This is a genomic window from Kitasatospora sp. NPDC088861, from assembly GCF_044750105.1.
Classification (GTDB): Bacteria; Actinomycetota; Actinomycetes; order Streptomycetales; family Streptomycetaceae; genus Kitasatospora.
Genome location: NZ_JBIVJF010000002.1, coordinates 90,496 through 117,198 on the forward strand (window position 1 = coordinate 90,496; position 26,703 = coordinate 117,198).

Genomic DNA, 26,703 nt, shown 5'->3' on the forward strand with positions numbered 1-26,703 from the left:
GCCTACTCGGCCGCCTTCGCGCCGGCGGGCTTCACGGGGCCCGGGACGAAGGTCGTGCTGAAGGGGTCCGGTTCGTCGGGGACCGGTGCGGCCGGGTTCCGCATGCTCCCGTGGATGTCCTTCTCGACCTGGCGGTAGTAGGCGGCCGACGTGGCGAGCTTGGTGCCGACGTCGCCCATGTCGCCGCCGAGCTTGTCCAGCAGCGTCTTCCAGTTCGTGCCGCAGTTCTGGATGGCGGCGGCGGTGAGCCAGCCCTTCAGGCCCCCGGCGGCCTGGTTGCACGGATCGGTGATCTTCGAGGTCTCGCCCGGTATGAGACCGCCGATGTGCTGAGCGCTCTGTCCGCAGCCGTCCAGTTCGGCTGGGTTGACCTTGAACTCCAAGGCCAGATCAGGACCTGCCATGTCTTTCCCCCGCTGATGAGCTCCCGGGCCGGCGCGCCGCCCGGGTCCGTGTCGACAAACTGCTGACGGATGCTAACGGATCGATCTTCCGGCGGTGGGGAGGGCATGGGCCGGGCGACCTGCCCCGGCTCGGCTGGTGGGCGCGGCTCGGGATACCCTGCGGGGGTAACTGGTGGCGAGGTCGGTCGGGAGGTGGACGATGGCGGAGCCGCGTCCGACCGTCCCCCGGGCCCTGCGCCTGCTGCTCCTCGCGGCGCTCCTGCTCGGCATCGTGACGATGCACACGCTCGGCCATCCGGCCGCCGGCGGGCACGGGGTGGAGCACGGGACGGACCACGGGCCGACGCGGCACGCCGTGAGCGCCGGTCACCCGGCGGGCGCCGGGGAGACGGTGCACACCGCGGCGGCCGACGGCATGGATCCGATGACGGCGTGTCTGGCCGTGCTCGCCGGCTGGACGTTGCTGCTCCTCGCCGCCGGCCCCCTGCTGCGGCACGGCGGTGACGCCGCCGCCGAGGTGAGGGCCCGGCTGCTGCGGGCCGTTCGCGCGTTGCCGCCGCCCGGAGGCGGGCGGATCCTCCTCGCCCGGTTGTCGGTGCTGCGTCAGTAGGCGTACGCCGGCCGCCCCGGGTCCGCGCTCCGGCGCGGGCGGGACGGCCGTCGCGACGTCCTGCTCACCCACACCCACCGCACGAGGTGCACTCCGTCATGCGCACACCCACCCGTCGTACCGTGCTCGGCGCGGCGCTCGCCGCCGCCGGCACCGGTCTGCTCGCCGCCTGTTCCGCCGATCCGATGAAGGGCATGGACCATGGGGGCGCCGCCCCCACCACCCCGGGCGGCTTCGTCGCCCCCGGCGGCCCCGAGGTCGCCGCCGCCGAGGCGCGGCGCGGGCCCGGGCCGGAGCGCAAGGTCGCGCTCACCGCCACCGAGACGACGCTCGACCTGGGCGGACGCACCGTCCGCAGCTGGGCGTACGGCGACCGCCTGCCCGGCCGGGCGGTGCGCGCCACGGTCGGCGAGACGCTCGCCGTCAGTCTCGCCAACCACCTTCCGCAGCCCACCTCGTTGCACTGGCACGGCCTCGCGCTGCGCAACGACATGGACGGCGTACCCGGGCTCACCCAGGACGCGGTGCGGGCGGGCGCCGGCTTCGAGTACCGCTTCGCGCTCGCCCACCCGGGGACGTACTGGTTCCACCCGCACTCCGGCGTCCAGCAGGACCGCGGCCTGTACGCGCCGCTGATCGTCGAGGACCCGAGGGAGCCGCTGCGCTACGACCAGGAGTGGGTCGTCGTCCTGGACGACTGGGTGGACGGGGTCGACGGCAGCACCCCGGACGCCGTGCTCGCCGAACTCGCCCGGGGCATGGGCGGGATGGACCGCGCGGGGATGGACCACCCGGCGATGGGCGGCCACGACATGGCAGCCATGGGCGGCACTCCAACCGGCGCCCCGAGCACCGCCCCGCCCGCCGCCGGCCCGTCCCGGATGCTGATGGGTGCCCGCAGCGCGCTGCTCGGCGGTGACGCGGGCGATGTCGGCCACCCGTTCCACCTGGTCAACGGCCGGCTCGCCGGCGCGCCCGAGACCTTCACCGCCAAGCCCGGCGACCGGGTCCGGATCCGGCTGATCAACGCGGGCGGCGACACCGCCTACCGGGTCGCGCTGGGCGGCCACGAGTTGACCGTCACCCACACCGACGGCTTCCCGGTCGAGCCGGCCACCACCCAGGCGCTGCTGCTCGGCATGGGCGAGCGCTACGACGTGCTGGTGACCGTCCAGGACGGCGTTTTCCCGCTGACCGCGCTCGCCGAGGGCAAGAACGCCGCCGCACTCGCCCTGCTGCGCACCGGCGGCGGCGCCGCGCCGGACGCCTCGGTGCGCCCGGCGGAGCTGGACGGCAGGCTGCTCGGCGCGGCACAGCTCAAGGCCGACCCGAGCGTGCGACTGCCCGCCAGGGCGCCGGACCGGACGGTGCGGCTGGAGCTCACCGGCGGCATGGCGAAGGCCGACTGGGCGTTCAACGGCCGCCGGTACGACCCGGCGCAGCGTTACCCGGTGGCGGCGGGGGAGCGGGTGCGGCTGGAGTTCCGCAACACCACGAGCATGTGGCACCCCGTCCACCTGCACGGCCACACCTTCGCGCTGCCCGGTGACGGGCCCCGCAAGGACACCGCGATCGTGCTGCCGGGCGCGACGCTCGCCGTCGACTTCGACGCCGACAATCCGGGCCTGTGGATGGTGCACTGCCACAACGTCTACCACGCGGAGACGGGCATGATGACCGTCCTCGGTTACCGGGCCTGACCTTCGCGGCACGCGGCGTCGGGGCGGGGGAGCGGCCCTGCCCCGACGCCGCGTGCCGCCGGTCGGAGCCCCGTCGCGGGCGCACTGTCACCGGCCGCACCACCCGCCGCGACCTGCGGAGCAATGACGCTTTCTTAACGCGGGGCGATGACGCGTCCTTAACGCCGGTCGCATAGCCTGTCGCACTGCCGTCGCCCGACGGCGCTTTTACGGGGTCTTTAACAAGAGGTGCAAGGTGGTTTCGTCGGGTTCGACGGAGGCGGCGACGGCGGAACCGTCGTCGGCGCGAATACGGTTGCGGGGCTGGCTGCTGGAGGGCGTGTCGGCGGACAAGCCGGCCACCGGGCAGGCCGGTCAGGACGGTTCGCAGGGCGGCGCGCAGGCGGGGGACTCCGGCGCGCACAAGGGCCGGCGCTGGTGGCGGGTGATGTGCCTGACCGGCCTGGACTACTTCTCCACGCTCGGCTACCAGCCGGGCATCGCCGCCCTGGCGGCGGGCGTGCTGTCGCCGATCGCGACGATCGTGCTGGTGGTCGTCACCCTGCTGGGCGCGCTGCCGGTCTACCGGCGGGTCGCGCAGGAGAGCCCGCGGGGTGAGGGCTCGATCGCCATGCTGGAGCGGCTGTTGTCGTTCTGGAAGGGCAAACTGTTCGTCCTGGCGCTGCTCGGTTTCGCGGCGACGGACTTCCTCATCACGATCACCCTGTCGGCCGCCGACGCGAGCGCGCACCTGGTGGAGAACCCGCACCTGACCAGCGTCCTCGGCGGCAAGCAGGTGCTGATCACGCTGATCCTGGTCGCGCTGCTCGGCGCGGTGTTCCTGAAGGGCTTCAGCGAGGCGATCGGCCTGGCGGTGGCCCTGGTCGGGGTCTACCTGGCGCTGAACGTGGTCGTGGTGGCCGTCGGCATCTGGAAGATCATCGAGGCGCCGCACGTGGTCACGGACTGGACCAGTGCGCTGACCGCCCAGCACGGCAACCCGGTGATCATGGTGGGCGTGGCGCTGGTGGTCTTCCCGAAGCTGGCGCTCGGCCTGTCCGGCTTCGAGACCGGCGTCGCCGTGATGCCGCACATCGAGGGCGACCCGGACGACACCGAGGAGAAGCCCACCGGCCGGATCCGCGGCACCCGCAAGCTGCTCACCACGGCCGCCGTGATCATGAGCTGCTTCCTGATCACCACCAGCTTCATCACCACCCTGCTGATCCCGGCCGACCAGTTCAAGCCCGGCGGCGACGCGAACGGCCGCGCCCTCGCCTACCTGGCCCACGAGTACCTGGGCGGCACCTTCGGCAGCGTCTACGACCTGTCCACCATCGCCATCCTCTGGTTCGCCGGCGCCTCCGCCATGGCGGGCATGCTCAACCTGCTGCCGCGCTACCTGCCCCGCTACGGCATGGCCCCGCACTGGGCGCGTGCGGTGCGGCCGATGGTGATCGTGCTGACCCTGATCGGCTTCCTGGTCACCTGGCTGTTCGACGCCGACGTGGACGCCCAGGGCGGCGCGTACGCGACCGGTGTGCTGGTGCTGATCAGTTCGGCGGCCATCGCCGTCACCATCGCCGCGTACAAGGCGAAGCAGCGGGGCTGGACCACCGCCTTCGCGATCATCGCGGCGATCTTCCTGTACACCACCGTGCTGAACTGCCTGGAGCGGCCGGACGGTCTGAAGATCGGCGCCTGCTTCATCGCCGGCATCATCCTGGTCTCGCTGCTCTCCCGGCTGCGCCGCGCCTTCGAGTTGCGCGTCACCGACGTGCTACTGGACGACGTGGCGGAACGTTTCGTCAGGGACTACGCGCACCGCCCGCTGCGGCTGATCGCCAACGAGCCGACCCGCCGCGACGTCGCCGAGTACCGCGACAAGATCCGCCAGATCCGCGCCGACAACGACATCCCCGGTGAGGACGACCTGGTCTTCGTCGAGGTGACCGTCCGGGACGCCTCCGACTTCGAGACCGAGCTGACCGTGCGCGGCGAGGTGCTGCACGGCCGCTACCGGGTGCTGACACTGGAGAGCTCCAGCATCCCGAACGCGATCGCCGCGCTGGCCCTCACCATCCGGGACCGCACCGGGCAGCAGCCGCACCTCTACTTCGAGTGGACCGAGGGCAACCCCTTCGCCCAGTTCCTGCGGTTCTTCCTGTTCGGCCAGGGCGAGGTGGCCCCGGTCACCCGCGAGGTGCTGCGCGAGGCCGAACCCGACCGCAGCCGCCGCCCGCGCGTCCACGTCGGCTGACGCTCCGCCGCACGACGTCGTCGGCCCGCCCGGTCCTGTGCGACCGGGCGGGCCGACTGCTGTGCGGGAGCCGGGTTCAGGACGGCAGGCGCAGCGCGGTGCCCGGCTGGATGAGGTCGGGGTCGTCGCCGATGGCGGCGCGGTTGAGCGCGTAGAGGGCCGGCCAGCCGCCGGGCACGCGCAGGGTTTCGGCGATGTCGCCCAGGGTGTCGCCCTCGCGGACCGTCCACCCGCCGTCGCCGGCCTCGGCGCCGGCGCCGGCGCCGTCAGCGGCAGGCGCGGGCGCGGGTGCGGGTGCGGGCGGCGGGGGAAGGGCGGCGTCGCGCTCGCGGTCGTGGCCGCGGGTGGCGCGGGCGCCGCAGGCGGGCCAGGGGGAGAGGCCGCGCCGCCCGGCGAGGTGCTGGGCCACCGCGATCTGCTCCTCGCGGCTGGCGAGGTCGGCGCGCGGTGCGTAGGCGAGGCCGCCGTTGTCGCGCCAGGTGGGGGTGTCGAACTGGAGGCCGCCGAAGTAGCCGTTGCCGCTGTTGACGTGCCAGTTGCCGCTGCTCTCGCAGGCCGCCACGCTCTCCCAGTCGTACCTCCCTCCGTCGTACCCCCGGCCGGGGTCGGTGCCCGGGCCGCGGCCCGGGGGAGCGGCCTGGGCCGCGGGAGCGGTGAGGGCCACGGCGAGCACGCACAGGGCGGCGGGGACGAGGCGGCGAAGACGAACGGTGGGAGGCATCGGCGGCTCTCAGCTTCGGGAACAGGGCGTGCACCGCCCGGAGGCGGCGCACACCCACCGACGCACGCCGGGTGGGGCGCGTCGCCGCCGACACGTCCGGCAGGTCACCCGCTCGGCCGCCCCGGACCACCCCGTCGGCCCGCGGCCATCCGGCCCCGCCCGCCGTCCCGGAACCGTAAGGACCGGTGCCGCCGCGTGGACCCTAGAGTGGCCGGGACGCCTCCCCGAGGAAGGGTACGAACGATGACGATCGATCAGGGAACCGGTGCTCCGCGCGCCGAACTGGGCGTGATCGGCGGCTCAGGGCTCTACGCGCTGCTCGACGACGTGAGCGAACTGCGCGTCGACACGCCGTACGGGCCGCCCAGCGACGCGCTGTTCCTGGGCGAGGTGGCCGGCCGCCGGGTCGCCTTCCTCCCCCGGCACGGGCGCGGCCACGGCCTGCCGCCGCACCGGATCGACTACCGGGCCAACCTGTGGGCGCTGCACTCCCTGGGCGTGCGCCAGGTGCTCGCACCGTGCGCCGTCGGCGGGCTGCGCCCGGAGTACGGGCCCGGCACGCTGCTGGTGCCCGACCAGTTCGTCGACCGCACCTCCGGCCGGGTGCAGACCTACTACGACGGCCTGCCGCTGCCCGGCGGGGCGGTGCCCGAGGTGGTGCACGTCTCGATGGCCGACCCGTACTGCCCGGACGGGCGGCGCGCCGCCCTGGACGCCGCCCGGGACGCGGCCTGGGAGCCGGTGGACGGCGGCACCCTGGTGGTGATCGAGGGCCCGCGCTTCTCCACCCGCGCCGAGTCCCGCTGGTTCACCGCGAACGGCTGGTCGGTGGTCGGCATGACCGGTCACCCGGAGGCCGTCCTCGCCCGCGAACTCGGCCTCTGCTACACCTCGTTGGCGCTGGTCACCGACCTCGACGCGGGCGTGGAGAGCGGCGAGGGCGTCACCCATGCCGAGGTGCTGGAGGTCTTCGCCGGAAACGTCGACCGGCTGCGCACGGTGCTGTTCAAGGCGCTGGAGAGCCTGCCCGCCGTCCGGGACTGCGTCTGCTCGCACGCGCTGGACGGGCTCACGACGGGTCTGCCGGGCGTCTGACCCGCGGGCGACGCCGCCACCACCGGACGAGTGCGAACAGCAGCACCGGCCCGGCGGTGGCGGCCAGCACCAGCAGCCAGTTGCGCAGGTACGGCAGCGGCAGGAGGGAGGAGTTGCCGTGGTTCTCGCCGTCCCGCAGCACCGCCGGCAGCCCGATCGCGCTCACCGCCGCCGCGACGACCAGCCAGCCGCGCAACGCCCAGTCGCGCGCCAGTCGCGCGCCGACCAGGCAGAGCAGCGGCACCCACAGCCCGTCGTGCAGCAGCACCCCGCCCACCGCCCAGACCAGCACGTCGAGCGGGGCGGTGATGTAGGAGTCGGTGAGCAGGCCCGACAGGCCGAAGCCGATCAGGGCGAGGCCGCCGAGCAGCAGTACCGCGCGCAGCCACCGAGGCATCAGATCACCTCCAGGCGCGCGACCCACTTGGTCTGCAGCACCCCCGGCCGGTTGGGCGCGATGATCCGCGCCGGGAATCCGTGGTCCGCCGTCAGCACCTCGCCGTTGATCCGCAGGGCGAGCAGGGTGAGCGGGTCGACGGCGTACTCGGCGGGCATCCGCATCTCGCGGTACGGGCCGTCCGCCTCCAGCGAGGTGATCAGCAGGCCCGAGCCGGCCGGGGCCCCCGCCCGGACCAGCAGATCGGCCACCCGCACCCCGGTCCAGCGCGCCGAGAAGCTCCACCCCTCCACACAGGAGATCGGCAAGTGCACGTCGTACTGGGGGAGTTGGTTCAGCTCGGCGAGGGAGAGCCGGTACGGCTGCGGGCCGTCCACCCGGAGCCGCCAGTCGGCCGGCACGGTGACCGTCCCGGCCTGCGCGGCGGTCCGGTTGACCGGCAGCCCCTGCAGGCCCAGGTCGGGGCGGCGCGGGGCCAGCAGGACCAGCCGGCGCAGGAAGGGGACGGTCTGCCCGGCCGTGGTGAGCGTGACCACACCCACCGCGGCCGTCACGGCGGCGAGGAACGCCCGCCGCTGCGGCAGCCCGGCCGCCGGGCGGCGCCAGTGCCGCGCGATCACCGGGCCCTTGGCCGCGAGGTGGACGAACAGGCCGCCGGTGGCCAGCCAGGCCAGCCAGAAGTGCGTCTGGCGGAACGGGAACGGCCACGGATACCACTGCAGGGTGTCGAACAGCCCGGTGAACAGCTCCAGCAGCATCGCCGCGACCAGCACGAAGATCCCCAGCCGCTCCAGCGCGTGCGCCGCGCCGCGCACCGGCGGCCACGCGAACAACTGCGGGTAGACCGTCCACAGCTTCGCCCCCAGCAACGGGACGGCCGCCAGGCCGCTGATCACGTGCAGCCCCTGGGTCACCCGGTAGCCGTTCACCGGGCGGCTCAACAGATACGGCGTCAGCCAGCCGGGCGGGTCCTGGAGGGCGTGGCTGACCAGCCCGGTCAGGAAGCACACCAGCAGCGCGGAGCCCAGCCAGCGGCCGAGCACCACGGCGGTGCGCGGCTCGTGCAGCGCCGAGCGGAATCGCGGAAGGAGGTTCGGAGTCACCCGTCCATAGAACCGCCGGGCCCCGGTTTCGCGGCGGTACGACGTGCTTACGGAATCCGAACGGCGCCACGCCGCTGCGGTCGCGCGCCGCCGCCCGGTGGCAGGGTGGGCGGGTGCCCACCCGCCTCCCGCTCACCCGCCTCCGGCCCGCCCGCGTGCTGCCCTGCCTGCTCGCGCTGGCCGCCCTGACCGCCGCGCTCGCCCTCACCGTCACCGGCGGCGGCACGCTCGGCCACCGCGCACCGCTGTACGCCTGGTACGCCGTCGACGCCGCCCTGTACGCGCTCGCCCTGCTGGCGCTGCGCCGGGTGGGCGGCCGTCAGATCGTGCCCCTGGTCCTGGCCGGGAGCGTCGCCGTCGCCGCCGTCGGCCTGCTCGCCCCGCCGCGCACCAGCGACGACGCCTACCGCTACGTCTGGGACGGCCGCGTCCAGGCCGCCGGCACCTCCCCGTACGCGCACACCCCGGACGACCCGGCGCTGGCCCGGCTGCGCACCTCCGACCTGTGGCCGGCCGGCGGCGCCTGCGACGGCTGGGACGAGCGGCGCACCGCCGCCGGTGACTGCACCCGCATCAACCGGCCCGCCGTGCACACCATCTACCCGCCGGTCGCGGAGGCCTGGTTCCTCGCCCTGCACCCCTTCGGGGGAGGGGTGCGCGGGATGCAGGCCGCCGGCGCCCTGCTCGCGGTGGCGACCACGGGGGCGCTGCTCGTGATCGGACGGGGCAGCCGGCGGGCCGCGCTGTGGGGGTGGTGCCCCGGCGTGGCGGTGTGGTCGGTCAACGACGCGCACGTGGACACCCTCGGGGCGCTGCTGCTGGTCGTGGGCCTCGGGTACGCGGCCCGGCGGAAGGCGACGCGGGCCGGCGCGCTGCTCGGCGCGGCCGTGGCGGTCAAGCTGATCCCCGCACTGGCCCTGCCGGGCGCACTGGCCCGCCGCCCGCGCGAGAGCGCCCTGCTCCTGGGCGCCTCGCTCGGCGCGTTCGCCCTGGCCTACCTGCCCTACCTCGCCGCCTCCGGCACCGGCGTGCTCGGCTACCTGCCCGGTTACCTGAAGGAGGAGGGGTACGAGCAGGGGCACCTCGACCGCTTCGGCCTGCTCGCCCTCCTCCTGCCGGACGCCCTGCTGCCGTGGGCCGCCGGGGCGGTCCTGGCCGCCGTCGCCCTGTGGGTGCTCCGGCGCGGCGACCCTGCCCGCCCCTGGGACGGCGCCCTGTTCGTCACCGGCACGGCCCTGCTCCTCGCCGCGCCCGCCTACCCCTGGTACGGCCTGCTGGTGGTGGCCCTGGTCGGCCTCACCGGCCGCTGGGAGTGGCTCGCCGTCCCCGCCGCCGGGCAGTACCTCTATCTGACGGGCGGGGTCGAGGCCCAACAGGCCGCCTACGGCGCCGCGTTGGCGTGCGTCGCGGTCGGCGCCCGGCGGCGCGGGAGAACGGCCGCCGTCCTCAGCGGGGTTCCAGGCCCTGGAGCATCTCCGGCAGGTCCCGGCTGTGCAGCACCCCGAGGGACTTCGTCGCCCGGGTGAGGGCGACGTAGAGGTCGTTCACGCCGTGGGCGTGCGCCGCGAGGATCTCGGAGGGCTCCACGACCAGGACGGCGTCGAACTCAAGACCCTTGGACTGGGCGGCCGTCAGCAGGACGGCCGGCGAATCCAGCGACGCCGGACCGTCGTTGACGCAGATTCCTGCCAACCCGGCGATTCCGCCGAGCAGTTCGGCCGGGGCGTCCGGGGCGTGGATGACCGCCAGCCGGCCGCCGTCCAGCGCCGCGAGCTCCCGCTCGACGGCGCCGCGCAGCGCCGCCGCCCGGCCGTCCGCGGGGATCCGCAGGCTCCACGGGCGGGTTCCGCCGCTGCGCACCGCGGTGGGGGCGGCGAGCGAGGGGTCGAGCGCCCGCAGGACGCCCTCGGTGACCTGCATGATCTCGGCCGGGGTGCGGTAGTTGATGGTGAGTTCCACCGTGCGCCAGCGCCCCGCCGTGTACGTGTCGAGGGCCTGGCCCCAGGAGCTCAGCCCGGCCGGCGCGCCGGTCTGCGCCAGGTCGCCGACGATCGTCATGGAACGGCCGGGGCAGCGGCGGGCCAGCATCCGCCAGGCCATCGGGGACAGCTCCTGGGCCTCGTCCACGATCACGTGCCCGTAGCCCCAGGTCCGGTCCTCGGCCGCGCGCTCGGCCAGCGGCCGGAGCGACTCCTCACCGCGGTACTGGCGGGCCAGCATCTTCGCGTCCATCTCGACCAGCCCCACGCCGAAGTCGTCGAGGACGATCTTGGCGAACTCCAGCTCCGCCGCCTCGGCGGCGGCCTCGGCCCGGCGGGCGACGGCGGCGCCCGGAAGCGGGCCGAGCAGTTCGGCGGCCTCGTCGAGCAGCGGTACGTCGTCGGTGGTCCAGGTGGTCCGGGCGGTCGCAGCGGTCGAGGCGGCCTCGGCGGCGGACTCCCGTTCCGGGCCGGGCAGTTCGCGCAGCAGCGCGGCGCGTTCGGCCTCGGTGAAGTCCGGCATCGCGCTCGCCAGCAGCTCCGGGGAGCCGAACAGGCTCGTGAGCACCTGCTCCGGGTTCAGCAGCGGCCACAGCTTCTGGGCCACGGCCTGGAACTCGGGCTCGTCGACGAGCGCGTCGGCGAGGTCCGCCACGGCGTCCAGGTCCATCTCCCCGCCCTGGTCCCGGGCGATCCGCAGGGCCAGCTCCGAGGAGAGCCGCTCCACCAGGTCGGCCCGGGCCGCGTTGTGCGGCCTGCCGCTCCGGTGCGCGGCGGCGTGGGCCCGCTCGCAGAGCGCCCGGCCGATCCGGAGCTGAAGGTTGTAGGGCGAGGTCCGGCCCACGGTGATGGTCCACGACTCCTCGGGCAGCTGCCGCAGGCCCTCCAGCGCGGCGGCGAGGACCTGCGCCATCCGGACGTCGCCCTTGACGGCGGCCGCCTCGGGCGTCTCGGTGCCGGTCCCCGTCACCCCCGGGTAGAGCGTGCCGATGCTGCTCAGCACGACCTCGCTCTCGCCGAGCGCGGGAAGCACCTCGTCGATGTAGCGCAGGAACGTCGTGTTCGGCCCGATGACCAGCACGCCGTGCTTGGCCAGCCGGTCGCGGTGGGTGTAGAGCAGGTACGCGGCGCGGTGCAGGGCGACGACGGTCTTGCCGGTGCCCGGGCCGCCCTGCACGACCAGGACGCCGCCGAGCGCGTCGCGGATGACGCGGTCCTGCTCGGCCTGGATGGTGGAGACGATGTCGCCCATCCGCCCCGTCCGGGCCGCCGTCAGCGAGGCGAGCAGGGCGCCCTCCCCGCTGAGCTCGGCGTTGTCGCGGCCCGCGTGGGCGCCCACGCCGAAGGCGTCGTCGTCGAAGTCGACGACGGTCCGGCCCTTGGTCCGCAGGTGCCGTCGCGCCACCACACCGCCCGGTGCGGCGGGCGTCGCCCGGTAGAACGGCTCCGCGGCCGCCGCCCGCCAGTCGGTGAGCAGCGGCTCGTGGTCGTCGTCCGACAGGGCGATCCGGCCGATGTACTGCCGCTCGCCGTCGGCGTCGTCGATCCGGCCGAAGCACAGCCCGTACTCGGCGGCGTGCAGCGCAGCCAGCCGACGGGTGTGGTGGATCTCCATGGTGTCGCGCTCCAGGAGGGCCTGGATCGTCCCGCCCTTGTCCTGGAGGTGGACCTCGCGCAGTCGGCCGGCCGCGAGCGCGCGCTGGGCTTCGAGCCGCTCGTACAGCCTGCCGACGTACGCGTTCTCCGCCCGCAGTTCGCCGGACCGCCAGTCGTCGGCGGGTGAATTCGGTTCGGGCGAGGAGGATTCGGGCGAGCGGGATTCGAGCGAGGAGGATTCGAATGAGGAGGATGAGGAGGACGAGATGGGGGACAAACCTGGCTCCAGGTGTTCTGAGCTTTTCGATTCTGCGGGCGGTCGGCCGAGGAATCGGGGGTGGCGGCGGGTGGAATTATCCGGCACGCCTCAGCGGCCGGCCACGTCGAGCAGCAGTTGTGCGGCCAGCGCCGCGCCGTCGGTGCGGATCATGGTGGCCACGGCGGTCGCCCACACCCGGGTCTCGGGGGCGAGGGCCGTCCTGAGCGCGGCCGACAGGGACTCGGTGGTCGGGGTCGGCCCGTCGAGTGCCACGCCGATGCCCAGCCGGGCCACCCGGCCGGCCCAGTACGGCTGGTCCGCGGTCTGCGGGACGACGACCTGGGGCGCGCCGGCCCGGGTGGCCGTCGTCGTGGTGCCCGCCCCGCCGTGGTGCACGACGGCGGCCACCCGGCCGAACAGCGCCTGCTGGTTGACCTCGCCGACGACGAAGCAGTCGCCCCGGTCGTCGATCGGGGCCAGACCGGCCCAGCCGCGGGCCACGACCGCGCGGCGGCCCTGCGCGCGGACCGCCTCGACGGCCACCTGGGCGGCGTCCTGGGAGGCGAGCATCGGCATGCTGCCGAAGCCCACGTACACCGGCGGTGCGCCGGCGGCCAGGAAGGCCTCCAACCCGGCCGGCAGCGGGCGCCGGTCCGGCAGGATCCACGCGCCGGTCTGCACGACGTCCAGGTCGGCGGGCTGCTGCCACGGGTCCAGGACCGGGTCGGTCGCCAGCCACGGCCGGTCGCCGATGACGTAGTCGCGGACGTCGTCCACCGGCGGCAGGCCGATCGACGCCCGGTTGGTGTTGAGCGCCGCGCCGAACAGCGCGTTGATGCTCTCGGCGTCCAGGCCCCACAGCACCCGGTTGTCGGTCACCTCCGGCGGGAACGGCCGGCCCGGGTACGCCAGCGGCGGGCGGCCCGGCGAGGGCAGGGTGAGCTGCTGGAAGGTCACCGACACGGAGCGGATGCCCAGCTTCTCGGCCACCGACAGCGCGCCCGCCGCAGCCGGCAGCATGCCGGTGGCCACCAGCACGTCGCAGCCCTCGGCCGCCGCCGTGACCGCCTCCAACTGCCCGGCGATCACCGCGGCCGCGCGCTCCGGCAGGGACGACGGCGGCGGCGCCGCCACCGTCAGCGCCCGGGCCGACGGGCCGACCGGCACCAGCGGCACGTCGATGTGGTCCAACCGCTGCGCGAAGTCCTCGTCCGGCGGCGCACACACCCGCACCTGCGCGCCGGACTCCCGCAGCCGCGCCGCGAGCCCCACCAGCGGTTCGACATCCCCGCGGGACCCGTACGTCGACAACAGCACACGCATTTTCGCGACCCCAAATTTCCGCGGATTCCGGTTCAGGTCGACGATTGTGCGGCACGACCAGGGCCTTGCCGCAAGGCCCCCCGTACGCTATAAGTTGGAAGTGGCCGGGAGTGGTTTTTCCTCCTGTGCCTTTTTTCTCGTCCGCTGCGGGCGGACTTCTTTTCTGCTGGTGAGACGCTGTGTGCGGCGCGTGTCGCATGTGCTGCGTGTGCGGAGTGTTCGGCGCGCGATGCGGTCTTCGCCCGGAATGACGACGCGACGACGTCGGCGGGGCCCGACCGGAGTTCCGGTCGGGCCCCGCCGGGTGTGGGTCAGGCCTTGATGGTGAGCCAGGCGCCGAGGCCGTTGCAGCCGCGGGCGTCGTAGCTGGTGCTGCGGTAGCCGGCCGGGATCGGCGAGTAGGGGCAGGTCCAGATGCCGTTGCGGACCAGTTCGTGGAACCAGGCGCCGACGCCGCTGCACCCCTGGGGGTTGTAGTTGGTCAGGACGTAGCCGGAGACGATCGGCGAGCCGGAGCAGGTCCACAGGCGGTTCTGGGCGGGTGCCTGGAACCAGGCGCCGTGGTTGTTGCAGCCGCTGGAGTTGAACATGGTGATGACGTAGCCGTCCGGGACGGGCGTTCCGGGGCAGGTCCAGCCGCCCACCGAGGCGGTTGCCGCGGGGGCGGCCGGGGCGGCGGCGGTGGCGGTTCCGGCCGCCGTGCCGGTGAGGGCGGCGGCGAGGAGGGCGACGACGGCCGCCGCTCTTCCCGCGTGGGTCCACAGTCGACGGAGGATTCTGGTCACGGCGCACCGGTCCGATCGGTAGCCCCGGCGGTCGCGGCCGGCCGGGGAGGGGGGAACAGCGGGGATGCGTGGCACCGTAGTGGCGTGGCCGGAGCCGGGGGAATACGGGGTTCGAAAGATCGTCGAACTTGACTGGAAAACGATCTCCCGCCGCTCGGACGCTCGGCGTCGCTCGGTCGCTCGCCCGCTCGCCCGCTCGCCCGCTCGCCCGCTCGCCCGCTCGCCCGCTCGGCCGTGGAGCCTGCGGGCGAAGATGACGAAAGGCTGACGGACCGGTGCCGGGCCTCGCGCCGGCCGGGCTCGGGCTGGTGCAATCGGGGGCGTGGACAGAACAGGCGAAGAGGGCCGGGGCGCCCCGGTGGGGCGGCGGGTGGTGCTCGGACTGCTCGGGCTCGGGGCCGTCGGGGTGGCGGCGGGGCCGTACCTGCAACGGGCCGAGTCGGGGTTGGCCGAACGGGACCCGAGCGGGCTGAGCGGGCTGCTGCCGGGCAACAACGGATTCCGGTACTACTCGGTGGTGTCGTCCGTCCCGGAGCGGAGCGTGGCGGACTACACGCTCAGCGTCGACGGGATGGTCGAGCGGCCCGCGACGTTCCGCCTGCCGGACCTGCGGGCGATGCCGCAGCGGCGGCTCGTGCGGGACGTGCAGTGCGTGACCGGGTGGCGGGTGCCGGACACCCCGTTCGAGGGGGTGCCGCTCGCGCACCTGCTGGACGCCGCGGGCGTGCGGCCGGGGGCCGGGGCCGTCCGGTTCAGCTGCTTCGACGGCGCGTACACCGAGAGCCTGACGCTGGCGCAGGCCCGACGGGACGACGTACTGGTCGCGCTGCGGATGCAGGACGGCCCGATCTCCCACACCCACGGCGGCCCGGTGCGGCTGTACGTCGCGCCGATGTACTTCTACAAGTCCGCCAAGTGGCTCTCCGGGATCACCGTGACCGGTTCGGTGGAGCCGGGCTACTGGGAGCGCGGCGGGTACGACGTCGACGCCTGGGTCGGCCGGTCGAACGGACGTGACGATGCGCCCACCGGCTGAACTCCTGCTGCGCTTCACCCGGGCCGAGCGCTGGGTGCACCGGACGACCGCCGCGCTGACCGGCGTCTGCCTGGCCACGGCGGCCTGCCTCTACCTCGCCCCGCTCGCCGAACTGGTCGGCAACCGGCGGCTGGTGGTGACGGTGCACGTGTGGTGCGGCCTCGCGCTGCCCGTGCCGCTGCTGCTCGGGCTCGCCTCGCGGGCGCTGCGCGCGGACGCCGCCCGGCTGAGCCGCTTCACCCCGGCGGACTGGGACTGGCTGCGCGCCGTCCGGCGCCGCGCCCCGCACCGGCCGGCGGGCAAGTTCAACGCCGGGCAGAAGCTCTACGCGCAGTGGACGCTCGGCTCGATGCTGGTGATCGTCGGCACCGGGCTGCTGATGTGGCTGCCCCGCCTCGCCCCGCCCTCCTGGCGGACCGGGGCGACCTTCGTCCACGACTGGCTGGCCGCCGCCATCGCCGTGGTGGTGGTCGGACACGTCCGGATGGCCTGGCGGGATCCGCAGGCGCGGCTCGGGATGCGGACCGGGCTGGTGGAGCGCCGGTGGGCCGAGCGCGAGCACCCGCAGTGGCGGCCGGTGGGCCGGGAGTAGGCGGCCGGTCGGACGTCTTGTCGTGGCCCGGGGCGTGTGGCAGGCTCGGCCGGGACGCCTCGAAGGGTGCCGCCGGGGCACCCCTGACCGTGGGGCCAAGAGGCGGTTGGGCGACAGCCGCACGCGTGGTGCACGACCGGCATCCTGCAAGGCTCCTTGGACCCCGGCGCCAATCTTCTCCTCGCCGCCCTGTCGATCGCGGGCGGCCCTTCCGGCTTCGTAGGTACCCGGCGTCCAGGTTAGGCATGCCTTGCTTTCGCTCTGACCAGCACTCTAAGGTAACTCCTCAGAGGACCTGAGAACCCGAGGACTTGAGAGTGACCGTGACAGAACTCCATGAACTGACCCTGGCCGAGGTCCGGCCGGCCGCCGCCGAGGACACCTCGCAGCCGGTGCTCGACCGGGACGCCGCGCACCAGGACACCGCACACCGGGACGCCGCGCACCGGGGCCTCGCGTTCCGGGTCGAGGGAGGAACCACGTGAAGCGCGGCCAGCTGGCCTTCCTGACCGGCACCCACGTCGTCAACGACCTCTACCAGGGCGCCGTCCCGGCACTGCTGCCCTTCCTGATGTCCGAGCGGCACTACAGCTACACCGCCGTCTCGGGGATCGCGCTGGCCGCCACCGGCCTGTCCAGCGTGGTCCAGCCGCTCTTCGGCCTGCTCGTCGACCGCCGCCACCGCGGCTGGCTCGTCCCGGCCGGCTTCCTGACCGCCGCCGGGGGCCTCGGCTGCGCCGGACTCGCCGACAGCTACCTGCTCACCTGGCTCTGCGTGGCCCTCGCCGGGATCGGCGTCGCCGCCTACCACCCGCCCGCCACCAACCAGGCCAGAGCGGCGGGCGGCCAGTCCCAGCAGGCGATGAGCCTGTTCTCCGTCGGCGGCACACTCGGTGCCTCGCTGGCGCCGGCCCTGGTGACGCTCGTGGTCGGCTCGCTCGGCCTGGCCGGCAGCTGGCTGCTCGCCGTCCCCGCAGTGGTGATGGGCGCACTGTGGGCGGCCCAGGGCCCGTGGCTGCGCCGCCGGGGCCACACCCCCGCGCCGCCGCTGGTGACGGGCGGCGCGGCCGGGAGCGGACAGCGCGACGACTGGCGGGCCTTCGGCCGGCTGGTGGTCGCCACGGTCTGCTGGTCGGTGCCCTACGTCACGGTGACCTCGATGCTCGCCCTGCACCTCCAGCGCGACCTGCACACCTCGACGGGCGCGGGGGCGGTGGCCCTCACCTCCCTCACCCTGGCCGGTGCGGCGGGCACCCTGCTCGGCGGGCGGCTGGGCGACCGGTACGGGCGGCTCCTCCCGATCCGGCTGGGCTACCTGTTGGCCGCCCCCGCCCTGGCCGGCGTGGCCTTCGCCCCCACCTTCGCGGTGGCCGAACTCGCCGCCGTCGCGTTCGGGTTGGCGATGTTTCTGCCGTTCGCCGCCCAGGTGACGCTGGCCCAGGACTACCTGCCCAACCGGCCCGGCACCGCCAGCGGACTGACCCTGGGCCTGGCGATGTCGGTGGGCGGGCTGGCCGCCCCGCTGCTCGGCCGGATCGCCGACGCGTACGGGCTGCGCACCGTACTGGGATCGGTGCTCGGGGTGCTGCTGGTCGCCCTGGTCTGCGGACTGCGGCTGCGTGACCGGGTGCTGCCGACGGATGAGTCCGCCCCGCCGCCGGGCCTGGAGCAGGAGCCGGAGTCGAAGCCGGCGTCGGTGGGCGCGGCGGCGGAACGGGCAGGTGGGCGGGCCCGCTGAGGGGCTGCGGGGCCCGTCCTGATGGCAGCGGGACCGGGATGCCGTCGTTGCCGAGGACCCGCCGACACGTCAGGAGGGTGGGGTCGCGTCCGTCAAGGGCAACGGCCTTGTGCGCCTCAGCGCTTGTGCAGGGCGAGGAAGCGGCGGCCGTGCGAGGTCCAGCGCTCCGCCTCGACCAGTCCGGCGGCGGCGTGGGCCCGCCGTAGGGCGGCGGCCGTGCCGAGCCGGGCCCAGGGGAAGGCCGGCCCGAGCCGGCCGTCCGGGCCCTCGACCTGGACGGTGACCTGCTCGTCCAACTCCACGGGCTCCACCTCGACCAGCAGCAGACCGTCCGGCGCGATGAGTTCGGCGCCCCGGTGGAGCAGGGCGTCCGGGTCGCCGCCGATGCCGAGGTTGCCGTCGGCGAGGAGCGCGGCGCCCCAGCGGCCCTCGGCGGGAAGCCGGTCGAAGACCGAGCGGCAGAGCGCCGGGCCGCCCAGTCCGACCGTGCGGGCGACGGCCGCCCTGGTCACGTCGACGCCGAGGGCCGGGACACCGAGCGCGAGCAGCGCGGCGACCAGCCGCCCGGGCCCGCAGCCGAGGTCGAGGACGGGCGCGGCCCGGCGGGCGCAGCGCCGGAGCAGGCTGTGGTCGGCGCCGGCCGCCGGGGCGCACCAGCGTTCGATGTCCAGCCGGAGGCGGTGGCCGTCCTCCCGGCGCAGCCAGAGCGGGCCGCGCCCGGTGCGGACGGCTTCGGCGAACGGGTCGTCCACCCAGGCGGTGGCGGTCGTCAACTCGCCACCTCCGGCTTCGGGTCGACCGTTCCCAGCTGGGCGGCGAAACGGCTGTCCGGGGCCTCGGCGGCGACGCGGCGGGCGTCCTCGGCGGTGTCCACGTCGGTGAGCAGCGGAAGATGATGAATCGTCAAGTCCGCTTCGGTGAGGCGTTCCAGGAGTGTCGCGCCGGTCCTCGGGGTGGACATCGGCACGCCGTGCAGCAGGCGCGCGGCCAGTTCGGCGGTCGGCCGGGCCAGGCCCAGTGCCCAGAAGCCGCCGTCGGCCGCCGGGCCGTACCAGGCGTCCGTGCCCGCCCGCCGTGCGGCCGACAGCGGCTCGGCCAGCGCGGCGGCGCTCAGCTGCGGGGTGTCCATCCCGACCAGCAGCGCCGGGGCGTGCGGGGCCACCCGGGCCGCGTGCGCGAAGGCGGCGGCCAGCCGTTCGTCCAGCCCGCCGCCGGTCTGCGCGACGACCTCCCAGCCGGGCGGCAGCCAGTCGCCCGGCTGGCCGTCCAGGACGAGCACGCGCCGCCCGGCCGGCATCGTGCCCAGGGTGTGCAGGGTGTCGGCGAGGGCGGCCGAGGCCAGGGCGGCGGCCTGTTCGGGGGTGCACGGCGGGGTGAGCCGGGTCTTCACCCGGCCGGGGGCGGGCGACTTGGCGATCACCAGCAGGGTCGGCGGGGGCGCGGCCAGCACGGCCCGCATGTCGCGGACGGCCTGGCGGGTGCCGCGCAGGGTGCCGGTGACCTTGGAGCGGCCCGCGCGCGGCAGGTAGTCGACGGGGGTCTCGGTGATCCGCAGCCCGGCGGCCGAGGCGGCGAGCACCATCTCCAGCGGGTAGCCGGACCGGCGGTCGCCGAGCCCCAGGGCCAGCAGCTGTTCCCGGCGGGCGGCCCGCATCGGGCCGAGGTCGTGCAGCGGCGCGCCGGTGCGGGCGCGCAGCCGTCGGGCCAGGACGGTGTTGGCCAGGCGGGCGTGCAGCGGCCACGCCCCGGCCGTGGCCGGGCGGCGGCGGCCCAGCACCAGGTCGGCGGAGCCGGCCAGCACCGGACCGGCGACCAGGGGGAGCTGGGCGGGATCGAGGGAGCCGTCGCAGTCCAGGAAGCAGACCAGGTCGGCGGTGGCGGCGCGCAGCCCGGCGTGGCAGGCGGCGCCGAACCCGCGCCGGGGCTCCTCGACCACCGTCGCGCCGAGCGAGCGGGCGAGGTCGGCGGAGCCGTCCCGGGAGCCGTTGTCGACGACGACGGCCCGCCAGCCGTCCGGGATCCGCCCCAGAACCCAGGGCAGCGCGGCGGCCTCGTCGAGGCAGGGCAGCACGACGTCGACGGGGGAGACGGGGGAGGTGGGTGAGGTCACCCGGCCACGCTAAGTGCGGGACGGCGGGGTGCGGCGGCGGCGCAGCCTTACGGAAGTCGGACGCCCCGGCGGCTGACCCGTCCGGCGGATCGGCCCGGGCCGCATCGGGCTGGGCTGGGCTGGGTCGCATCGGGTTGGGCTGGTCCGGGTCGGGCGAGGTGCGGGCGGCGGATCTTACGGAACGCGAACGCGGGCCCGCTTCCGCCCGCGCCCGCCGCCGAGGCCTCCTATCCTCGGCGAGGTGAACGACACCTCGCACATCCTGGTGATCGACGACGACCCGACCGTGGCCGAGGTCGTCGCCGGCTACCTCACCCGCGCCGGGCACCACGTGGACCGGGCCGCCGACGGTGCGCTGGGCCTGGACCTCGCCGAGCGCACCCGCCCCGACCTGCTGGTGCTGGACCTCATGCTGCCCGGCCTCGACGGGCTGGAGGTGCTGCGCCGGCTGCGGGCCTCCGCCGGGGGCGCCGCGCTGCCGGTGGTGCTGCTCACTGCCAAGGGCGACGAGGCGGACCGCATCCTCGGCCTGGAGCTGGGCGCGGACGACTACGTCACCAAGCCGTTCAGCCCGCGCGAACTGGTGCTGCGGGTGCAGTCGGTGCTGCGCCGCGCCCGGGCGGGGAGCGGGGCCGCCGAGGGGACGGGCGGCGGGCCGGGCGACGGGGTGCTGCGCTCGGGGGACGTCACGCTCGACCCGAAGGCCCGCCGCGCCCACCGGGGTGCGCGTGAACTCGCCCTCACCCTGCGGGAGTTCGACCTGCTGGCGTTCCTGCTCCGGCACCCCGGCACGGTGTTCTCCCGGCAGAGCCTGATGCGGCGGGTGTGGGGCTGGGACTTCGGCGACCTCTCCACCGTCACCGTCCACGTCCGGCGGCTGCGCGAGAAGATCGAGGACGACCCGGCCGCGCCCGCCCTGATCAGCACCGTCTGGGGCGTCGGCTACCGCTACGACCCGGCGCCCCACGGCCCGGCTCCCCATGACCCGGCTCACGACATGCCGCACCACCCGCAGGGCGGTGCGGCGTGAAGGACCTGCTGCTGATCGCCCTGTTCGCCGCCCTCGGCGCGGGCGGGGCCGGCCTGCTCGGCTGGGCGGCGATCCGGCTGCTGCGCCGCCGCTCCGTCGCCCTGTCCCTGTTCTGCGTGGCGGTCGTGACCGTCCTCGCGGTGACGTCCGGGACGTTCGCCGTGGCGCAGGCGATGTTCCTGTCCACCCACGACCTCGGCGTGGTCATCACGGTGCTCGGCATGGCCGCCGTCGTCTCGCTGCTCACCGCCGCGCTGCTCGGCCGTCAGGTGGTGGCCGGTAGCCGGGCGCTGACCGAGGCCGTCCGGACGGTCGGCAGTGACGCCGGGTTCACCGCGCCCGCGCACCCGCTCGGCGCGGAACTCGCCGCGCTGAGCGCGGAGTTGGCTGCCACCAGCGCCCGGCTGGCGGAGTCCCGGGCGCGCGAGCAGGCCCTGGAACACTCCCGCCGGGAGCTGGTCGCGTGGATCTCGCACGACCTGCGCACCCCGCTGGCCGGCCTGCGGGCGATGGCCGAGGCGCTGGAGGACGGCGTCGCTGAGGACCCCGACCGCTACCTGGTGCGGATCGGCACCGAGGTCGAACGGCTCACCGGCATGGTGGACGACCTGTTCGAGCTCTCCCGGATCCAGGCGGGCGCGCTCGCCCTCTCGCTCACCCGGGTCTCGGTGTACGACCTGGTGGACGACGCGCTCGCCGGGGCGTACCCGCTGGCCCGGCGGCGCGGCGTCCGGCTGGAGGGGCGGCAGGTGGCCGACGAGCCGGCGGCGGCCGAGCCGGTCGAGGTGGACAGCGGGGAGATCACCCGGGTGCTCGGCAACCTGCTGGTCAACGCGATCCGCTCGACCCCCGCGGACGGCGTGGTGGCCGTCGCCGCCCGGCGGGAGGCCGACGAGGTGGTGCTGTCGGTGACCGACGGCTGCGGCGGCATCCCGGAACAGGACCTGCCCCGGGTGTTCGAGACGGGCTGGCGCGGCGGCTCCGCCCGCACGCCCCGCCGCGACGACGGCCGGGCCGCCGGCGAGCCCGGCGAGAGCGGTGCCGGGCTCGGGCTCGCCATCGTGCGCGGCATCGTCGAGGCGCACGCCGGGCGCGCGGAGGTGCGCAACGTCGCCGGGGGCTGCTGCTTCGAGATCGCCCTGCCCGCGCCGCGCGCCCGGCGGGAATGACGAGGCAGGTCCTGGGGTCCGCCCTTCGGACGCGCGGCGCGCTCGGCCCGCTCGGCCTACTCGGCCACGGCCTCGCGCAGCCGCTTCTTGTCCGGCTTGCCGACCGACGTCAGCGGGATCTCGTCCACGAGGTGCAGGGCCTCCGGCGCGTAGATCCGCCCCTTGCGGGCCGTGACGAACGCCTGGACGTCCGCCAACTCGGGCTGCTGCCCCGGAGCGGGAACGACGGCGACGTGGACGTGCTCCGCCTCCTGCGCGTCGCGCACGCCGAAGACCGCGCAGCGGGCGATCGCCGGGTGGGTGAGGAGGAGGTCCTCCACCTCGGACGGGTAGACGTGCCCGCCGACCACGATGATCAGGTCCTTGACCCGGTCGGCCAGGTAGAGGCAGCCGTCCGCGTCGAAGTAGCCGACGTCGCCGGTGTTCAGCCAGCCGTCGCGCAGCACCTCGGCGGTCAGGTCGGGCCGCTTCCAGTACCCGGCCATGAGTCCGGCCGATCGGACGTGGACCTCGCCCTGCTCCCCCGTGGGCAGCTCGGTGCCGTCGGCGGACCGGATCACCACCTCGACGCCCGGGAGGGGGCGGCCGACCGAGACCTGGCCGCCCTGCGCGATCCGGTCGTGCCCCTCCGGGGTGAGGAAGGAGATCAGCTGCGCCTCGGACATCCCGTAGACGCCCACCAGGACCGGCCCGAACACCTTGAGCGCCTCGCGGATCCGGGTCGGCGAGGCGGCGCAGCCCCCGTACGTGATCTGCCGCAGGCTGGACAGGTCGGTGCGGCCGATCGCCGGGTGGTCGAGCAGCTGGTAGAGCAGCGGCGGCAGCACCCAGAGGCTGGTGATGCGCTCGCGCTCGACGGCGGCCAGTACCTCGCCGGGGTCGAAGGTGCGCTGGAGGACCACCGTGCCGCCGTGGTGGAGCGTCAGGTCGGAGAAGATCCCGGCGAGGTGGGCGAGCGAGGTGGCGGCGAGGAAGCGGGGCGCCTCGCCGGCCGTGCCGGCGGAGCCGAACGAGGTGTCGAAGACGCCGCGGTAGGGGCCGTGCAGGCTGAGGATGCCCTTCGGGACCCCGGTGGTGCCGCCGGTGTGGCGGATGCCGAGGTCGTCGTCCGGGCCGATCCGGACGGCGGGCGGCTCGGCGGGGCGGTGGGCGGAGGCGGCGATCACGTCCTCGCCGATCGCATCCGGTCCGGGGCCGAGGCGGAGGACCGTCGGCACGGCGATCAGGGGCAGCAACTCGGCGGCCTCCGCGTACCGTTCGGCGTCCACGAGGAGGACGGCGGTGTCGACGCTCGCCGCGATCTCGGCCAGGACGGGGGTGCTCATGCCGTCGTACAGGGTGACCACCCGCGCACCTGCGAGGCCCGCGGCGTAGCGGGCGCCGAGCGCCTCGGCGGTGTTGCCGGTGAGCAGGGTGACGGTGTCCCCGCGGGTGACGCCCCGGGCGATGAGCTCGTGGGCGAGGCGGTAGGTGGCGGTGGCGAAGTCGCCGGCGGTGATCTCGACGCCGTCGGCGGTGACGATGGCCCGCCGCTCCGGATCGGCGGAGAGGGACCGGAGGATCAGGGCGGGTGCGCTGACGAATTCCTGGTCGTTCATGGCCACTTCTTCCTTGTAGTTTGCAACCATGTTGCAAGGCTAGCCCCATCCTCCGCTCTTCACCGGTGAGTTCCGGCCGATATCGGACGGACCGTCAGGTGTGGCGCCGGACCGCGGTGCCGCCGCGAACTCGGCCATCCCGGCGGGGAACGGCACCTGCGGGCGCCAGCCGAGTTCGGCGCGCAGCCGGGAGGAGTCGGCGGTGATGTGCCGGACGTCGCCCAGGCGGTACTCGCCGGTCACCAGCGGTGCCGGGCCGCCGTACGCCGCCGCCAGCGCCCCGGCCATCTCGCCGATCGTGCGGACCTCGCCGCTGCCCACGTTGTAGGCGCGGGAGCTGCCCGGCGCGCGGGCGGCAAGGGCCTCCAGCGCGGCGAGGTTGGCCGCGGCGACGTCCTCGACGTGGACGAAGTCCCGGCGCTGACTGCCGTCCTCGAACACCCGGGGGGCCTCGCCCCGGGCCAGCGCCGAGCGGAACAGCGAGGCGACCCCCGCGTACGGGGTGTCGCGCGGCATGCCCGGGCCGTACACGTTGTGGTAGCGGAGCGTCAGGACGGTGCCCTGGCAGGCCCGGGCCCACACGGAGGCCAGGTGCTCCTGGGCGAGCTTGGTGGCCGCGTACACGCTGCGCGGGTCGGCCGGGGCGTCCTCGGCGACCAGGCCGGGGCTCAGGGCGCGGCCGCAGACCGGGCAGGGCGGCTCGAAGCGCCCGGCCTCCAGGTCGGCCGGGCGGCGCGGGCCCGGGGCCACGTCGCCGTGCGCGGGGCAGCGGTAGCGGCCCTCCCCGTACACCACCATCGAGCCGGCCAGGACGAGCCGGCGGACCCCGGCGCGGGCCATCGCGGCGAGCAGGACGGCCGTGCCGAGGTCGTTGCAGCCCGCGTAGGCGGGGGCGTCGTCGAGGTCCAGCCCGAGGCCGACCATCGCCGCCTGGTGGCAGACCGCGTCCACCCCGGCCAGCGCCCGCTGCACGGCGGCGGCGTCCCGGACGTCCCCCTGCTCGAAGGCCACGCCCCCGGGCAGTTCGGGGGCCCGCCCCGAGCGGTGGACGGCGGGCAGCAGCGCGTCCAGCACCCGCACCCCGTGCCCGGCCGCGACCAGTGCGCGGACCACGGCCGACCCGATGAACCCGGCTCCGCCGGTGACCAGAATCTCCATGCCGCCGACGCTAGCCGCGCGGTGCGGCGGATCGGGCGTGGACGGACCGGCCGTCAGGGATCGGTAATCCTCCCGGCGTAATCGGCGTGGCCGGTGTAACCGGTGTGACCGGCCTGACCGGTGTCACGGTCGATCGCCGCCCGATCCGATCCGGCGTTCAACTGGCGTTCGCCGGAAGAACCTTCGCAGGTGGCCCGGGCGCCCGGTTCGGCTGGGACTCTCCAGGGCGTTTCCCGGAGCCTTGGAGGCGGCAGTGTCACATCCCTCGCGCAGAACGGTCCTTCGGACGGGTACCGCGGCCGGTGCGCTGGCCGCGCTGCCCGCGTCCGCCCTCCTCTGGACGCAGCCGGCCCTGGCGGGCACCCCCGGACCGGAGCAGATCCACCTCCAGTGGGGCAACGAGCCGTCCCGCGAGATGACCGTCTCCTGGGCGACGGCCGCCAGCGTGCGCCGCCCCCGGGTGCGGATCGGCACCCCCCGCGGCGGCGCCGGCCACACCGTGGACGCCGAGACCCGCACCTACGTCGACGGGCTCAACAAGGTCGAGACGTACACCCACCACGTCCGCCTGGACGGCCTGCGGCCCGACACCACGTACGTCTACGAGGTGCTGCACGACGGCTCCGGCCCGGTGCGCGGCACCTTCCGCACGGCGCCCGCGCGTGGCCGGGCCGCGTTCCGCTTCACCAGCTTCGGCGATCTCGGCACCGGCGACGACGTGTTCAGCAAGTCCTCGATCCACGGCGCCGCCGCCGTCCGCCAGGTCGAGCAGTTCGCGCCGCTGTTCCACCTGCTCAACGGCGACCTCGCGTACGCCAACAACAACCCGCAGCGCCAGCCGCAGTGCTGGAACGCGTTCATGAACAACCTCGCCAAGTCGGCCGCCAGCCGGCCCTGGATGCCCGCGCCCGGCAACCACGAGGTCGAGGCCGGCGGCGGGGACCTCGGCTACGCCTCCTACCTGACGCGCTTCGAACTGCCCGACAACGGCACCCGCGACTACTGCGGCAACTGGTACAGCTTCCAGGTCGGTTCGGTGCTGTTCGTCAGCCTCGACGGCAACGAGATCGCTGTCGAGGACGACGCCAGCCTCGACCCGGCCACCGGCCGGTCCATCTACATCAGCGACTACAGCGAGGGCGCCCAACTCCGCTGGCTGGAACGCACCCTGGCGCGCGCCCGGCGCGGCCGCGCGGTGGACTGGGTCGTCGTCAACCTGCACCAGTTCGCGATGTCCTCCTCGGCCGCCAGCCACGGCGGTGACATGGGCATCCGCGAGAAGCTGCTGCCGCTGCTCGACCGCTACGGCGTCGACCTCGTCCTGGCCGGGCACGACCACGACTACGAGCGCACCCACCCCGTCCGCGGCACCGAGCCGGGCGGCCTGCTCACCCCGGCCGTCGCCGACGACGACGTGCGCCGGATCGACACCTCGCAGGGCACCGTCCACCTGATCCTCGGCGGTGGCGGCACCGCCGGCCACGACGACGTCTACCTGCCCGCCGACGCGGACGGCGTCCGCCAGGCCTCCGTGCGCACCCAGCGGCTCACCTTCAAGGCCGACCCGGACGCCAAGGAGAAGGCCCACTGGTCCGCGGTCACCGACCCGGACACCGCCTTCCCCTACGGCGTCGCGGTCTTCGACGTCGACCCCGGGCCGCTGCCGGGCGGCCGCACCACCATCACCGTCAGCTACTACCACTCCCCGTCCGCCACCGCGGCCAACCCGTTCCCGACGCCGGTGCTCTTCGACCGCTTCACCCTGTACCGCGACCGCAGCGACGGCTGGGGCGACCGGGACCGGAGCGACGACCGGAACGACGAGCAGGGCGAGGACGAGAACACCGGCTCCGAGGTCGGCGCCGGGCGCCGGTAACGCCTCGCGTCCCTGAGGGGCCCGTCGCGCGTACCGCGCGGCGGGCCCCTCGTCCGTTCAGACAGTTCCGGGGACGGCGGCCGAGCGGGCGCCGGTCCATGCGGGGTGAGTGGTGACGGAGGGTCGTCGCGGCGGCCCGGCCCGGTGGTGACGGTCGGTCGGCGGCGGGTTGGGCCGGTGGTGAT

At 75.0% G+C, this 26,703-nt stretch carries 23 protein-coding genes and 1 pseudogene; 12 read left to right on the forward strand and 12 right to left on the reverse strand.

Going from position 1 to position 26,703, the window contains the following annotated elements; genetic code table 11:
* Positions 1-2: 2 nt before the first annotated feature.
* Positions 3-404, reverse strand: a complete 402-nt coding sequence (locus ACIP37_RS04255; RefSeq protein ID WP_363585961.1) for a hypothetical protein — start codon at positions 402-404, stop codon at positions 3-5.
* A 199-nt stretch (positions 405-603) separates the two neighbouring features.
* On the opposite strand from ACIP37_RS04255, the gene ACIP37_RS04260 reads away from it, so the two are divergent.
* From ACIP37_RS04260 to ACIP37_RS04270, 3 genes are all read left to right on the forward strand, one after another.
* The gene (locus ACIP37_RS04260) at positions 604-1,014 is read left to right on the forward strand and encodes a DUF6153 family protein (RefSeq protein ID WP_400803417.1); all 411 of its coding nucleotides are present in this window, start codon (positions 604-606) and stop codon (positions 1,012-1,014) included.
* A gap of 98 nt (positions 1,015-1,112) precedes the next feature.
* Positions 1,113-2,714 (forward strand): multicopper oxidase family protein, encoded by a 1,602-nt coding sequence (locus ACIP37_RS04265; RefSeq protein WP_400803414.1) that lies wholly within the window; start codon positions 1,113-1,115, stop codon positions 2,712-2,714.
* Between the two features lie 235 nt (positions 2,715-2,949).
* Positions 2,950-4,953 carry an amino acid transporter gene (locus ACIP37_RS04270; protein WP_363585964.1) on the forward strand — a complete coding sequence of 668 codons (2,004 nt, stop codon included), beginning with the start codon at positions 2,950-2,952 and terminating at the stop codon, positions 4,951-4,953.
* A 76-nt stretch (positions 4,954-5,029) separates the two neighbouring features.
* On the opposite strand, the gene ACIP37_RS04275 is transcribed toward ACIP37_RS04270, so the two are convergent.
* On the reverse strand, positions 5,030-5,674 hold the full coding sequence (locus ACIP37_RS04275) for a transglycosylase family protein (RefSeq protein ID WP_363579886.1): 645 nt from the start codon (positions 5,672-5,674) through the stop codon (positions 5,030-5,032).
* Between the two features lie 243 nt (positions 5,675-5,917).
* On the opposite strand from ACIP37_RS04275, the gene ACIP37_RS04280 reads away from it, so the two are divergent.
* Positions 5,918-6,769: an S-methyl-5'-thioadenosine phosphorylase gene (locus ACIP37_RS04280; protein WP_363579887.1), complete on the forward strand. Its 852-nt coding sequence runs from the start codon at positions 5,918-5,920 to the stop codon at positions 6,767-6,769.
* Here the strand turns inward: ACIP37_RS04280 and ACIP37_RS04285 are convergent.
* Both ACIP37_RS04285 and ACIP37_RS04290 read right to left on the reverse strand, forming a co-directional pair.
* Positions 6,744-7,166 carry a hypothetical protein gene (locus tag ACIP37_RS04285; RefSeq protein ID WP_363579888.1) on the reverse strand — a complete coding sequence of 141 codons (423 nt, stop codon included), beginning with the start codon at positions 7,164-7,166 and terminating at the stop codon, positions 6,744-6,746. The two genes, ACIP37_RS04280 and ACIP37_RS04285, sit on opposite strands and share 26 nt — an antisense overlap.
* The gene (locus tag ACIP37_RS04290) at positions 7,166-8,269 is read right to left on the reverse strand and encodes a molybdopterin-dependent oxidoreductase (protein WP_400843268.1); all 1,104 of its coding nucleotides are present in this window, start codon (positions 8,267-8,269) and stop codon (positions 7,166-7,168) included. The genes ACIP37_RS04285 and ACIP37_RS04290 overlap by 1 nt, the downstream gene beginning before the upstream one ends.
* A gap of 113 nt (positions 8,270-8,382) precedes the next feature.
* Here ACIP37_RS04290 and ACIP37_RS04295 point away from each other — a divergent pair, with 113 nt between their 5' ends.
* The gene (locus ACIP37_RS04295) at positions 8,383-9,795 is read left to right on the forward strand and encodes a glycosyltransferase 87 family protein (protein ID WP_400843271.1); all 1,413 of its coding nucleotides are present in this window, start codon (positions 8,383-8,385) and stop codon (positions 9,793-9,795) included.
* Here the strand turns inward: ACIP37_RS04295 and ACIP37_RS04300 are convergent.
* From ACIP37_RS04300 to ACIP37_RS04310, 3 genes are all read right to left on the reverse strand, one after another.
* Positions 9,716-12,121, reverse strand: a complete 2,406-nt coding sequence (locus ACIP37_RS04300; RefSeq protein ID WP_400843274.1) for a HelD family protein — start codon at positions 12,119-12,121, stop codon at positions 9,716-9,718. The genes ACIP37_RS04295 and ACIP37_RS04300 overlap by 80 nt on opposite strands.
* 90 nt (positions 12,122-12,211) lie before the next feature.
* Entirely contained in the window at positions 12,212-13,426 is a 1,215-nt protein-coding gene (locus ACIP37_RS04305; RefSeq protein ID WP_400843277.1) for a glycosyltransferase, read from the reverse strand.
* A 311-nt stretch (positions 13,427-13,737) separates the two neighbouring features.
* Positions 13,738-14,211 (reverse strand): hypothetical protein, encoded by a 474-nt coding sequence (locus ACIP37_RS04310; RefSeq protein WP_363579893.1) that lies wholly within the window; start codon positions 14,209-14,211, stop codon positions 13,738-13,740.
* Positions 14,212-14,533: 322 nt separating this feature from the next.
* Between ACIP37_RS04310 and ACIP37_RS04315 the strand changes: the two genes are divergently transcribed.
* The 4 genes from ACIP37_RS04315 to ACIP37_RS04330 all read left to right on the forward strand — a co-directional run bounded on the left by ACIP37_RS04315 (position 14,534) and on the right by ACIP37_RS04330 (position 17,577).
* Positions 14,534-15,247, forward strand: coding sequence for a molybdopterin-dependent oxidoreductase (locus ACIP37_RS04315; RefSeq protein WP_371516110.1), 714 nt, complete (start codon positions 14,534-14,536; stop codon positions 15,245-15,247).
* Entirely contained in the window at positions 15,231-15,839 is a 609-nt protein-coding gene (locus ACIP37_RS04320) for a cytochrome b/b6 domain-containing protein (RefSeq protein ID WP_363579895.1), read from the forward strand. Before ACIP37_RS04315 ends, ACIP37_RS04320 begins: the two co-directional genes overlap by 17 nt.
* A 323-nt stretch (positions 15,840-16,162) precedes the next feature.
* The gene (locus tag ACIP37_RS04325) at positions 16,163-16,324 is read left to right on the forward strand and encodes a hypothetical protein (protein WP_363579896.1); all 162 of its coding nucleotides are present in this window, start codon (positions 16,163-16,165) and stop codon (positions 16,322-16,324) included.
* Positions 16,321-17,577: an MFS transporter gene (locus ACIP37_RS04330; RefSeq protein ID WP_400803396.1), complete on the forward strand. Its 1,257-nt coding sequence runs from the start codon at positions 16,321-16,323 to the stop codon at positions 17,575-17,577. The genes ACIP37_RS04325 and ACIP37_RS04330 overlap by 4 nt, the downstream gene beginning before the upstream one ends.
* Before the next feature lie 116 nt (positions 17,578-17,693).
* On the opposite strand, the gene ACIP37_RS04335 is transcribed toward ACIP37_RS04330, so the two are convergent.
* The 3 genes and pseudogenes from ACIP37_RS04335 to ACIP37_RS04345 form a co-directional block, all read right to left on the reverse strand.
* Positions 17,694-18,350 carry a class I SAM-dependent methyltransferase gene (locus ACIP37_RS04335; protein WP_363579898.1) on the reverse strand — a complete coding sequence of 219 codons (657 nt, stop codon included), beginning with the start codon at positions 18,348-18,350 and terminating at the stop codon, positions 17,694-17,696.
* Positions 18,347-18,874 (reverse strand): DUF2064 domain-containing protein, encoded by a 528-nt coding sequence (locus tag ACIP37_RS04340; RefSeq protein ID WP_400803819.1) that lies wholly within the window; start codon positions 18,872-18,874, stop codon positions 18,347-18,349. The genes ACIP37_RS04335 and ACIP37_RS04340 overlap by 4 nt, the downstream gene beginning before the upstream one ends.
* Positions 18,875-18,973: 99 nt before the next feature.
* Positions 18,974-19,687: pseudogene (locus ACIP37_RS04345) on the reverse strand (glycosyltransferase family 2 protein); the annotation flags it as partial.
* 259 nt (positions 19,688-19,946) lie between these two features.
* On the opposite strand from ACIP37_RS04345, the gene ACIP37_RS04350 reads away from it, so the two are divergent.
* Positions 19,947-20,717 carry a response regulator transcription factor gene (locus tag ACIP37_RS04350; protein ID WP_363579935.1) on the forward strand — a complete coding sequence of 257 codons (771 nt, stop codon included), beginning with the start codon at positions 19,947-19,949 and terminating at the stop codon, positions 20,715-20,717.
* Positions 20,714-21,886 (forward strand): HAMP domain-containing sensor histidine kinase, encoded by a 1,173-nt coding sequence (locus ACIP37_RS04355; protein ID WP_363579899.1) that lies wholly within the window; start codon positions 20,714-20,716, stop codon positions 21,884-21,886. The genes ACIP37_RS04350 and ACIP37_RS04355 overlap by 4 nt, the downstream gene beginning before the upstream one ends.
* A gap of 56 nt (positions 21,887-21,942) precedes the next feature.
* Here the strand turns inward: ACIP37_RS04355 and ACIP37_RS04360 are convergent, their stop codons facing one another.
* Together ACIP37_RS04360 and ACIP37_RS04365 are read right to left on the reverse strand one after the other, a co-directional pair.
* A complete protein-coding gene (locus tag ACIP37_RS04360) occupies positions 21,943-23,484 on the reverse strand; it encodes an AMP-binding protein (RefSeq protein ID WP_363579900.1) in 1,542 nt (513 codons plus the stop codon).
* A 39-nt stretch (positions 23,485-23,523) separates the two neighbouring features.
* Positions 23,524-24,642, reverse strand: coding sequence for an NAD-dependent epimerase/dehydratase family protein (locus ACIP37_RS04365; protein WP_400803391.1), 1,119 nt, complete (start codon positions 24,640-24,642; stop codon positions 23,524-23,526).
* Positions 24,643-24,895: 253 nt separating this feature from the next.
* On the opposite strand from ACIP37_RS04365, the gene ACIP37_RS04370 reads away from it, so the two are divergent.
* The gene (locus ACIP37_RS04370; protein ID WP_400803389.1) at positions 24,896-26,518 is read left to right on the forward strand and encodes a purple acid phosphatase family protein; all 1,623 of its coding nucleotides are present in this window, start codon (positions 24,896-24,898) and stop codon (positions 26,516-26,518) included.
* The last annotated feature ends 185 nt before the right edge of the window (positions 26,519-26,703 follow it).

Coding starts and splice junctions, on each gene's coding strand:
- ACIP37_RS04265 (WP_400803414.1), top strand. CDS start 1,113: ATGCGCACACCCACCCGTCGTACCGTGCTCGGCGCGGCGCTCGCCGCC.
- ACIP37_RS04255 (WP_363585961.1), bottom strand. CDS start 404: ATGGCAGGTCCTGATCTGGCCTTGGAGTTCAAGGTCAACCCAGCCGAA.
- ACIP37_RS04320 (WP_363579895.1), top strand. CDS start 15,231: ATGCGCCCACCGGCTGAACTCCTGCTGCGCTTCACCCGGGCCGAGCGC.
- ACIP37_RS04280 (WP_363579887.1), top strand. CDS start 5,918: ATGACGATCGATCAGGGAACCGGTGCTCCGCGCGCCGAACTGGGCGTG.
- ACIP37_RS04275 (WP_363579886.1), bottom strand. CDS start 5,674: ATGCCTCCCACCGTTCGTCTTCGCCGCCTCGTCCCCGCCGCCCTGTGC.
- ACIP37_RS04305 (WP_400843277.1), bottom strand. CDS start 13,426: ATGCGTGTGCTGTTGTCGACGTACGGGTCCCGCGGGGATGTCGAACCG.
- ACIP37_RS04365 (WP_400803391.1), bottom strand. CDS start 24,642: ATGGAGATTCTGGTCACCGGCGGAGCCGGGTTCATCGGGTCGGCCGTG.
- ACIP37_RS04360 (WP_363579900.1), bottom strand. CDS start 23,484: ATGAACGACCAGGAATTCGTCAGCGCACCCGCCCTGATCCTCCGGTCC.
- ACIP37_RS04285 (WP_363579888.1), bottom strand. CDS start 7,166: ATGCCTCGGTGGCTGCGCGCGGTACTGCTGCTCGGCGGCCTCGCCCTG.
- ACIP37_RS04260 (WP_400803417.1), top strand. CDS start 604: ATGGCGGAGCCGCGTCCGACCGTCCCCCGGGCCCTGCGCCTGCTGCTC.
- ACIP37_RS04340 (WP_400803819.1), bottom strand. CDS start 18,874: ATGCCGGCCGGGCGGCGCGTGCTCGTCCTGGACGGCCAGCCGGGCGAC.